1 pseudogene is annotated in these 471 nt (G+C 67.3%); it reads left to right on the forward strand.

Annotated features, from left to right (window positions below):
• Positions 1 to 471: pseudogene (locus M3205_RS25210) on the forward strand (alkaline phosphatase); the annotation flags it as partial.

The following is a 471-nucleotide window of genomic DNA, read 5'->3' on the forward strand; positions in this document are numbered from 1 at the left end:
CTGAACCTGAAGGCCGGCCAGCGCGACACGACGGGCGGCGCGATCGACAGCGAATGGGTGCCGGTCGACATGGGCGCGCCGGCCGCGCTGGTCGGCGAGGACCTCGCCGCGGCCGATGCGCTCGGCAACCTCGCGAACCCGGACAAGATCGCGAACCCCGACAACCTGAAGTTCTCCGAAAAGCTGCGCACGCTGTTCATCGGCGAAGACTCGGGCATGCACGTGAACAACTTCCTGTGGGCCTACAACGTCGACACGAAGTCGCTCGCGCGCGTGCTGTCGTGCCCGGCCGGCGCCGAATCGACGGGCCTGCACGCGGTCGACGAGATCAACGGCTGGACCTACATCATGAGCAACTTCCAGCACGCGGGCGACTGGGAAGCGCCGCTGCACGACAAGGTAAAGCCGACGCTCGACCCGCTCGTGCGCGCGAACTACAAGGATCGCTTCGGCGCCAGCGTCGGCTACCTG

Source organism: Cytobacillus firmus, from assembly GCF_023715565.1.
In the GTDB taxonomy this organism is placed as follows: domain Bacteria; phylum Bacillota; class Bacilli; order Bacillales; family Cytobacillaceae; genus Cytobacillus; species Cytobacillus firmus_C.